The sequence below is a fragment of the Aquabacterium sp. genome (assembly GCF_036279655.1).
Lineage (GTDB): Bacteria > Pseudomonadota > Gammaproteobacteria > Burkholderiales > Burkholderiaceae_C > Aquabacterium.
In genome coordinates this window covers 1-9346 of sequence record NZ_DASUIT010000144.1, presented here as the reverse complement: position 1 = coordinate 9346, position 9346 = coordinate 1, and the positions used below count along the sequence as shown (strand labels likewise).

Below are 9346 nucleotides of genomic sequence, written 5' to 3'. Positions count from 1 at the left end.
CATCCCGCCCGGTCGCCTGCTGCCAGCCGCTCAACACTGGCCCGAACTGCCAGACAAGATGCTGCTGCTGCATGGTCGGGTCGACTTTGCCCAGCATTACGTGCTGTCAGCCATGCTGGCCACCAGCCTGGGCGGGCGCCTCACCGAAGCCGCCGGGCTCTACAAGGAACTGCTGGACGCCAGCCCGGTGGGACAAGGCAGCGGCTTCAGCTTCAACGACATCGCTGCGGACAAGGCAGGCAACCGCTTTGGGCAGCGCGCCCGCCTGCAGCCCATGGACCTGCAGGCCCGGGCCGCCGAAGGCCGCACGGATGACTACTTCATGCCCGACGTGTCCGACCTGCCCCAGTTCCTGAGCCAGCAGGCGCTGCAACAACGCTTTGGCGGCGTCGGCTCAAGCACCTACAACGAGATGCTCGGGCACATCGATGCCCGGGTGGATCAACTGGCCGTGCTGCGCTGATCCGACTGGGCCACACGTGCCAGTTGACACCCTCACATCAGAACCACACAATGCAACTTATTAGATTGTTTAATTAATATTTGCGATCGAATTTTTTGCATTAAATGACAACACCGCTTCCACTTCCAGTGGACAGGGCGCTTCAGAAACTGGGTGCTGATCTGTCCCTTGCGCGACGTCGCCGCAACCTGACGCAAGCCATGCTGGCCGAACGACTGGGCACATCGGTCATGACCATTCGGCGCATGGAAAGCGGGCATCCCGGCACCGCGCTGCAGTACCTCGCGCGCGCACTGCATGTCTTCGGAGAGCTCGACAAACTCCAGCAATTGCTCGACACAGCACAAGACACCGTCGGCCTGATCCTCATGGATGAGCGCGTCCCCACCCGGGTGCGTAAGCCCAAGCCTGGGCAAGGAAGCCTGTGATGCTCAAAACACAGCTTGAGGTCTGCATCGGCAAGGAATGCCTGCCCGTCGGCCAACTCACCTACGTCAAGGATGGCGCACGCGAGTATTCCGCGTTTGCCTACGGTCAGGACTGGCTGCAAAGCCCCTTGCGGTTCACCATCTCACCCGACCTGCCTCTGGCGCCAGGCCACCAGATACGCAAACCCACCGACAAGGAAGACAGCCGTTTTTTTTTGGCCCTTGGCGACACCGAACCCGATGCCTGGGGCCGACGGGTCATTGCCAGGGCACACGCCAAGGAGCGCCGCAACAATCCGGCGCTCAAGGCCTTGACTGAGCTTGACTACCTGTGTGCCGTCGATGATTTCAGCCGCGTCGGCGCACTGCGGCTGCGCGACAACCACGGCCAGCTCCTGCGCGCCACCATACCCGGTCGACGCGCCACGCCGCCATTGCTGGAGCTCGACCACATGGTGCAAGCCAGTCGCGCCGTCGAGCTCAACCAGGAATCAGCGGAAGACCTGCAATACCTACAAGGCAAAGGCACCTCCCTGGGCGGCATGCGCCCCAAATGCACCATCCTTGACGACGATGGTCGCCTCGCCCTGGGCAAGTTCCCCAGTGTGCAAGATGAGCGCAGCGTCACCCGAGGCGAAGTGCTGGCCCTGCGTCTGGCCCAATTGGCAGGCATCCATGCAGCCCCCGCTCGCATCGTGATGGTCAAAGACACCCCTGTGGCCGTCATCAAACGCTTTGACCGCACCCCTGAGGATGGGCGAGTGCCCTACCTGTCTGCGGCCTCGCTGCTGCAAGCCAGTCGCCGTGAAGAACACTCCTACACCGAAGTGCTTGATGCCATGAGCAGTGTCTGCGTCGAATTCAAGGACGACGCCCAGCAACTGTGGCGACGCCTGGTCTTCAACCACCTCATCACCAACGTTGACGACCATCTGCAGAACCTGGGCTTCTTGTATGCAGGGCATGGCCTGTGGCGACTGTCTCCAGCCTTTGACCTCAACCCCTTCCCGGACAAAGACCGCGAATCCAAGACCTGGCTCAGCGAGGACACCGGCCCGATCACCGCCCTCGAAGCCCTGATCGACAAAGCGCCCTACTTCCACCTCTCCATCCCGCAGGCAAGGGCCGTTGTCAGCCAAGTCCATCAAGCCATCAGCCGCTGGCGCACCGTGGCCCAAGGCCCTGAGGTCGGGCTGCAAGCGACAGAACTTGATGCCTTTGCACCCGCCTTTGAACATGCCGACATGGTCAAAGCGGGGCGACTCCAAGGCTGATCCAACATGATCAAGCCGCCTGACGGCGCGGATCATCGGCTCCCAGTGCCACCTCACTGGCACGCGCCACCAGCACCACCGAATGACCCCGGTCTGCGTAGGCAAAACCACGCGCCTGCCAGGTAGCCAGGCGGGCCCGCAAGCCATCGTGGCGCAACAGGCGGTTGACCACGCGAGACATGAACGTCCTGCCCTGCACCCCTGAACCCAGCAAGCCCATCGACACAAACCAGTCGCGGGCCAGCACCTCTTGCCGCCAGCCCTGGTGGTAATCGGCTACGGGCTCATGCCAGGTCTCTACCGCAGACAGGTTCTCACGCAGCGCCAGGTTGCGCAGCGCCTGATCCGTCCAGCGAATCACATGGTGGGGTGGCATGTTCAGCGGGCCATTGGGGTCCAGCGCCAGAAAGCTGTCCTGCGCTGGCACCGCCAGGATCAGGGTGCCCCCCGGCTTGAGCAAGGTCACACAGCCCCGCACAAAACCGGCCACATCGGTCACATGCTCCAGCACCTGAAAAGAGCACACCACATCGTATTGCCCGGGGGCCTGCTCCGCGCGCATCTGCACAGACTGCTTGACGATGTCCAGCCCTGCAGCCCGCCCGCGCGCAATGGCCTTGTCATTGAACTCCAGGCCGGTGTAGTCAATCTGCTCGGGCAAGAAGGAGCGAAAGGCCCCCCTTGCCACAACCCACATCCAGCACCCGCTGGCCAGGGCGCACCTGCTGGCTGGCATACAGGTACTCAGGCTTGTCGTCCTGGTAGTACCACTCAAAGTGCTGCAAATGCACGGTGTCGACACCCTCAAAGCATGAGCGCACATCCAGCCCGAAAGACTGCTGATACATGGCGATCAGATCACGCGCACGGATGCGCTCGATCGTATGGATCGAGTCCTGCTCACAGGCAGGACAGGCTTGCTGAACCATGGTTCAACCCCCTGATGATGGTTTGTGTTTAGACACTGGCGCTTTGTCGCCCAGCTGACAGTCACTGTAGCCATCAGAAGGTGGCCTGCCATGCGTACAAGCCCGCACAGTGGCAATGGAACGTGTCACAAAGCGTGAATAGCGCGGTGGATCGTCGCCTAGGTCCTCGAACAACCCCATTCGCGGGCGTGCTTCTTGCATGCGCAGGCAAGGCCAACCGCCGCCCCAAGTTTTGGGTGACCTCCTCTCTTGACAGGAACACCAAGATGAAAACGTCATTCACTCAGTTGATTCGGTCCACCGTTCTAGCCGCCGCCACGGTCACAGCCTTCAGTGCCCAAGCCTATAACCCCTTCGGCCGGGGCGAGAAAGACAGCTATGCGCTGATCAACAAAATACCGGCAGGACACGGCCCGCTGACCACAGCCGAAACGCTGGTCATTTTGCTGGCAGACCCACCGGTCGCAGAAGTCAGCGGGCTGAGTACCTCGCTGAGTTATGACACCAGCAAATACACCTTCCGCAGCGATCTCAGTGGTCTCATCTGTGAATTTGCGCAAGGCGCCAGTTGCCCACCCGCGTCGGCTGTGTATGGCACCTACATGATCTCCGACATGCCCATGATTGATCTCGTTGTAGGCCAAGCACTCCCGGGTGGGACGCTGACCGTCACCAACGACATCGTTGCGGGAGTCGTCAGCGTGGACTACGTGATGTCAACCCCTCTACTGCTGGATGGCCAGGACCGCAACTTCTTTGCCTTCGTGTTCGAGTCACTTCAGCCATACAACCCCTATGCCACGCAAGTCACTTTTCACGATCAGCCAGGCAGTTATGACTTTACCCAACTGAGTGCCAGTTGCATCTCGACCGAGCGCTGCGGCAGCAACACACCGGTGTATGGCATCACCATCACGCCCATCCCTGAACCAGAGGTCATCTGGCTGTCTCTGGCAGGGCTGGTCGTCGTCGCACAACAGCGCCGTCGCAGATTTCACGAAACATAAAAGCTGCGTCATCCGCATTCAAGGGGGGTGGCTGCAACTTTCATGCCATTGAAAGATCTGCATGGGTAAGATGCGGGCTTCTACCTATCGCCCCCGCCCTGCGACTGCTGTGCCCGTGACCCACCTCTCCACACACTCCTGGCTCAAAGTCACGCTGATCTACGGAGGCTTGGCGCTCTTCGGCTTCTGGTGCATCCACAACTTCCAGAAGGATCTGCGCCAGATCGATTTCGCCTCGCTCCACGGGGGCTGGTGGGCCGTGCTGGCCTCGGGCCTGCTGTCGCTGTTCAATTACGGCCTACGCATCGTTCGCTGGCAGCGCTACCTTCGTCACATGGGGCATCAACTGCCCTGGGGCTTGAGTGCCCTGAGCTACATGGCCGGCTTTGCCTTCACCCTGTCGCCAGGCAAGGTGGGTGAGATGGTCCGAGCGCGCTACTACAGCCGCTACCAGGTCCCCCTCAACGACGTCACAGCCGCCTTCTTTGCCGAACGGCTGATGGACCTCATCGTCATCCTGCTGCTGTCCCTGGCCATGCTGGCCGCCCTGCCGGCCTACCACCTGGTCATGTGGCTGGGCATCGGCCTGATCAGCGTTGTCGTGGGCACCCTGCTGCTCATGCCCTGGGCGCGCCTGCAGGCCTGGCTGCAAGCCCACCCCAGTGCAGACAGCAGCCTGATCAAACTGCTGCACGCGGTCGCCACCATGCTGCTGCGCGCACGCCGCTTTCTCAGCCCAGGGATGTTGCTCTGGAGCCTGGCCCTGGGCCTGATCGCCTGGGGTGCCGAAGCCATCGGCTTCAAGATCGTGGGGGATGTCATCCACCCAGACGCCCCCTTGAGCTGGGCCAGCGGCATCGGCATCTACGCCACCGCCACCCTGGTGGGTGCCCTGTCCTTCTTGCCCGGCGGGCTGGGCAGCACTGAAGCCGTCATGGCCAGCCTGCTCTACGCGCAAGGCTTCCCTGTGCCAGAGGCACTGCTGCTCACCCTGATCTGCCGTGTATTGACCTTGTGGCTGGCCGTCATCATTGGCTGGCTTTGCGTCTGGATTCTTCGACATGACCACTGATTTGCGCACCCCCATCGCGGTAGACCTAGATGGCTCGCTCATCCATACCGACCTGCTGCTTGAATCCTTCCTGCTGCTGATCAAGCGCAACCCCCTGTACCTGCTGATGCTGCCCCTGTGGCTGCTCGGCGGCAAGGCCAGGCTCAAGGCGGAGATTGCCAGCCGCGTGCAACTCAATGCCGCAGCCCTGCCCTACACCCATGCATTGGTCGACTGGCTCAAGGCACAAAAGGCCCAAGGCCACCCCCTGTGGCTGTGCACGGCCTCCGATCACCGCCTCGCCCAGGCCGTGGCCGATCACCTCGGCCTGTTCGATGGCGTCATTGCCAGCGACGGCGCCCTCAATGTGTCAGGCGCCAACAAAGCCCGCGTTCTCATCGAACGTTTCGGCGACAAAGGCTTTGACTACTGCGGCAACCACAGCGTCGATCTGGCCGTCTGGCAACATGCCCGCGCCGCCATCGTCGTCAATGGCGGTGCTGACTTGCAAGCCAAGGCACGCGCACTCACCCAAGTCACGGCCCAGTTCGATGCCCCAGGTGGCCAGGCCAAGGCCGTGCTCAAGGCCCTGCGTGTTCATCAGTGGGCCAAAAACGCCCTGATCTTCGTGCCGGTGGCTGCGGCCCACAAGCTGGACATGGTCACCCTGGGGTCGGCACTGCTGGCCTTCGTGGCCTTCAGCCTGTGCGCCTCGTCCGTCTATCTGCTCAATGACATGCTGGACCTGGAGGCCGACCGCCAACACCACAGCAAATGCAAGCGCCCCTTCGCCTCGGGGCAACTCAGCGTGCTGTTTGGTATGGCAGCAGCGCCCCTCCTGCTGGTGGGCGCTTTTGGGCTGGCTGCGGCGCTGCTGCCACTCAAGTTCGTTGGCGTGCTGGCCGTTTACTACATTGCCACACTGGCCTACTCCTTCTTGCTCAAGCGTCTGGTCATGATCGACGTGCTGGCCCTGGCTGGGCTCTACACCATCCGCATCGTTGCAGGCGCGGCAGCCACAGCCATTCCCCTGTCTTTCTGGCTGCTGATGTTTGCGATCTTCATCTTCCTGAGCCTGGCCATGGTCAAACGCTATGCCGAGCTCTACGCCATGCGCCAGCAAGGCAAGCTCAAGGCACAAGGCCGTGGCTATCAGGTTGAAGACCTGCATCTGCTGCAAAGCATGGGCTCGGCCTCGGGCTACATCAGCATCCTCGTGCTGGCGCTGTACGTCAACTCTCCTGACATTGCCGTGCTCTACAAACATGCCAAAGTCGCCTGGCTGCTCGTACCCATCATGCTGTACTGGATCAGCCGCATCTGGATGCAGACCTACCGTGGCCACATGGACGACGACCCCCTGGTCTTCGCCCTCAAAGACCGCATCAGTCTGCTCACTGGCGCCGCCGCCGCTCTGGTGCTGGTGCTCGCTGCGCTCTGACCATGGCCAGGCCCACTGTCACCTCCTGGGGGCGTGCGCACCAGCAGCCACAGCGCCTGCTGGGCCTGCCCCATCGGCACGCCCCCCTGCCGCAAACCGACACGGCCGACTCCCTCCTGCCCTTCGGCAACGGCCGCAGCTACGGTGACAGCAACCTCAACAGCACCGGGTACCTGCTCAACGCCCGCCAGCTCGATCGCTTCATCGCCTTTGATCCCGCCACCGGCCTGCTGCGCGCCGAAGGCGGCGTGTTGCTGTCCGACATCCTTCGCCTGGTGGTGCCCCAGGGCTGGTTTCTGCCCGTCACGCCGGGCACCCAGTTCGTCACCCTGGGCGGCGCCATCGCCAACGACGTCCACGGCAAGAACCACCATGTGGCCGGCTCCTTCGGCAACCACATCACGGCCTTCGAACTGCTGCGCTCAGACGGCTCTCGCCGCACCTGCTCGCTGAACGATCACCCTGACTGGTTTGCCGCCACCATCGGCGGCCTGGGCCTGACCGGCCTGATCACCTGGGCTGAACTGCAACTGCGCCGCATCGCCAACCCCTTCGTCGAAACCGAAACCATCCGCTTCAAGAGCCTGGAAGAGTTCTTTGAACTCAGCACCGCCTCAGAGCTCGACTTCGAATACACCGTCTCCTGGATCGACTGCGCCTTCGAAGGTCGCCGCCTGGGCCGAGGCCTCTTCAACCGAGGCAACCATGCGCCACCCCAGCTCAACCCTGACCTGATCCCCAAGGGCCTGCCCGCCACGGTGGGCGAGCACAGCCTGCGCGTTCCCTTCACGCCGCCACTATCGCTGATCAACCCGCTGTCGCTCAAGGCCTTCAACACGCTGTACTACCACCGCCAGCGCAGCCACTGCGTGCGCGCCCTGCAGCACTACCGGCCCTTCTTCTACCCCCTTGACGCGCTGCTGGAGTGGAACCGCATCTACGGCCCACGCGGCTTCTACCAATACCAGTGCGCCGTGCCGCCCGAGCACGCCCTGAGCGCCACGCGCGAGCTGCTTCAAGCCATTGCCCGCAGCGGCATGGGCAGCTTCCTGGCCGTGCTCAAGCAGTTCGGCGCCCCCGCCTCGCGCGGTCTGTTGTCCTTCCCCATGCCTGGCACCACCCTGGCGTTGGACTTCCCCAACCAGGGGCCTCGCCTGCACCGTCTCTTCGCTGAACTCGACCGCATCGTGCTGGCCGCCGGCGGGCGCCTCTACCCCGCCAAGGATGGCCGCATGGGCCCGGAACTCTTTCAGGCCGGCTACCCACGCTGGACAGACTTTCAATCCTTCGTCGATCCGCGCTTCGCGTCGGACTTCTGGCGCCGCGTCACGACCACACCATGAAAAAAATCCTCATCATCGGCGCCACATCCGCCATGGCAGAAGCCTGCGCCCGCCAGTGGGCACAGCGAGGCGACCGCCTCTTCCTGGCCGCTCGCAAGGTGGAGCCACTGCAAAGCATCGCCGCTGACCTCAGCACCCGTGGCGCCCAGCAGGTCGGCTATCAAGCGTTCGACGCCACGGCGCTCGACCAGCACGCAGCACTGCTTGAAGCCGCAACCCAGGCCATGGGCGGGCTGGACACAGTGCTGATTGCACACGGCACCCTGTCCGACCAGGACAAGGCCCAGAACGACGTGCCCTACGCCCTGTCCGAGATCGCAACCAACGGCACCTCCGTCATCGCCTTCATGACGCTGGCGGCCAACCAACTGGAGGCTCAGGGCCACGGCGCCATCGCCGTGATCTCCTCCGTCGCAGGTGACCGAGGGCGCCAAAGCAACTATGTCTACGGCAGCGCCAAGGCCCTGGTTTCGGCCTTTGCCTCGGGCCTGCGGCAGCGTCTGGCCAAAAAGGGTGTCCACGTGGTCACCATCAAACCCGGTTTTGTGGACACCCCCATGACCGCCCACCTGCCCAAAGGGCCGCTGTGGGCCCAGCCCGAGAAGGTGGCCCGCGACATCTGCGCCGCCATCGACCAAGGCCGCACCGTGGTCTACACCCCGGGCTTCTGGCGCCTGATCATGCTGATCATCAAACACATCCCAGAGTTCGTGTTCATCAAACTCAAACTCTGAACCAGCCAGCAGGTGTGAGATATGCACCATCCGCATTCAGGGGGGTCAAGGCAACTTTCATGCCCCTGAAAGATCTGCATAGGTAAGATGCACCAATCGTTTTCCCGGATACCCCAAGAACAATGAAAGTCTCCGTCATCGGCACCGGCTATGTAGGCCTGGTCACCGGCGCCTGCCTCGCCGAAATGGGCAATGATGTTCTGTGCCTGGACGTCGACCCCAACAAGATCCGCATCCTTGAAGAAGGCGGCATCCCCATCCATGAGCCCGGCCTGGATGCCGTGGTGGCCCGCAACGTCAAGGCCGGGCGCCTGTCCTTCACCACCGACATCGCCCGCTCCGTGGCGCACGGCACCTTGCAGTTCATCGCCGTGGGCACGCCCCCGGACGAAGACGGCAGCGCCGACCTGCAGTACGTGCTGGCAGCTGCCCGCAACATTGGCCGCCTGATGACCGACTACAAGGTCGTGGTCGACAAGAGCACCGTGCCCGTGGGCACCGCCGACAAGGTGCGCGCCGCCATCGCCGACGAAATCGCCAAGCGCGGCAGCGATGCCAAATTCGCCGTGGTCTCCAACCCCGAGTTCCTCAAAGAGGGTGCGGCGGTGGACGACTTCATGCGCCCCGACCGCATCGTGGTGGGCGCTGACGACGAGCAGGCCATTTTGCTGATGCG

The 9346-nt window shown here is 62.8% G+C and carries 11 protein-coding genes; 9 read left to right on the top strand and 2 right to left on the bottom strand.

From position 1 onward, the window contains the following. From VFW84_RS15370 to VFW84_RS15360, 3 genes are all read left to right on the top strand, one after another. Positions 1-463, top strand: a 463-nt coding sequence (locus VFW84_RS15370; protein ID WP_329681340.1) for a hypothetical protein, incomplete at its 5' end; no start/stop codon positions are given. A 104-nt stretch (positions 464-567) separates the two neighbouring features. Further along, entirely contained in the window at positions 568-891 is a 324-nt protein-coding gene (locus VFW84_RS15365; RefSeq protein ID WP_329681339.1) for a helix-turn-helix transcriptional regulator, read from the top strand. Then, entirely contained in the window at positions 891-2165 is a 1275-nt protein-coding gene (locus VFW84_RS15360; protein WP_329681338.1) for a type II toxin-antitoxin system HipA family toxin, read from the top strand. The genes VFW84_RS15365 and VFW84_RS15360 overlap by 1 nt, the downstream gene beginning before the upstream one ends. A gap of 10 nt (positions 2166-2175) precedes the next feature. Here the strand turns inward: VFW84_RS15360 and VFW84_RS15355 are convergent, their stop codons facing one another. Both VFW84_RS15355 and VFW84_RS15350 read right to left on the bottom strand, forming a co-directional pair. Beyond that, positions 2176-2826, bottom strand: coding sequence for a class I SAM-dependent methyltransferase (locus tag VFW84_RS15355; protein WP_329681337.1), 651 nt, complete (start codon positions 2824-2826; stop codon positions 2176-2178). Continuing rightward, the gene (locus VFW84_RS15350) at positions 2810-3094 is read right to left on the bottom strand and encodes an SAM-dependent methyltransferase (RefSeq protein WP_329681336.1); all 285 of its coding nucleotides are present in this window, start codon (positions 3092-3094) and stop codon (positions 2810-2812) included. Before VFW84_RS15350 ends, VFW84_RS15355 begins: the two co-directional genes overlap by 17 nt. 266 nt (positions 3095-3360) lie before the next feature. Here VFW84_RS15350 and VFW84_RS15345 point away from each other — a divergent pair, with 266 nt between their 5' ends. The 6 genes from VFW84_RS15345 to VFW84_RS15320 form a co-directional block, all read left to right on the top strand. Then, positions 3361-4101: a hypothetical protein gene (locus tag VFW84_RS15345; protein WP_329681335.1), complete on the top strand. Its 741-nt coding sequence runs from the start codon at positions 3361-3363 to the stop codon at positions 4099-4101. A gap of 115 nt (positions 4102-4216) precedes the next feature. Beyond that, complete coding sequence (locus VFW84_RS15340; protein WP_329681334.1) at positions 4217-5173, top strand: lysylphosphatidylglycerol synthase transmembrane domain-containing protein; 957 nt, start codon at positions 4217-4219, stop codon at positions 5171-5173. Then, positions 5163-6593, top strand: coding sequence for a UbiA family prenyltransferase (locus VFW84_RS15335; RefSeq protein ID WP_329681333.1), 1431 nt, complete (start codon positions 5163-5165; stop codon positions 6591-6593). Before VFW84_RS15340 ends, VFW84_RS15335 begins: the two co-directional genes overlap by 11 nt. Before the next feature lie 2 nt (positions 6594-6595). Beyond that, on the top strand, positions 6596-7936 hold the full coding sequence (locus VFW84_RS15330; RefSeq protein ID WP_329681332.1) for an FAD-binding oxidoreductase: 1341 nt from the start codon (positions 6596-6598) through the stop codon (positions 7934-7936). Continuing rightward, positions 7933-8670, top strand: a complete 738-nt coding sequence (locus tag VFW84_RS15325; RefSeq protein WP_329681331.1) for an SDR family oxidoreductase — start codon at positions 7933-7935, stop codon at positions 8668-8670. Before VFW84_RS15330 ends, VFW84_RS15325 begins: the two co-directional genes overlap by 4 nt. Before the next feature lie 122 nt (positions 8671-8792). After that, positions 8793-9346 (top strand): nucleotide sugar dehydrogenase (locus VFW84_RS15320; protein ID WP_329681330.1); only part of this gene is annotated, 554 nt, incomplete at its 3' end.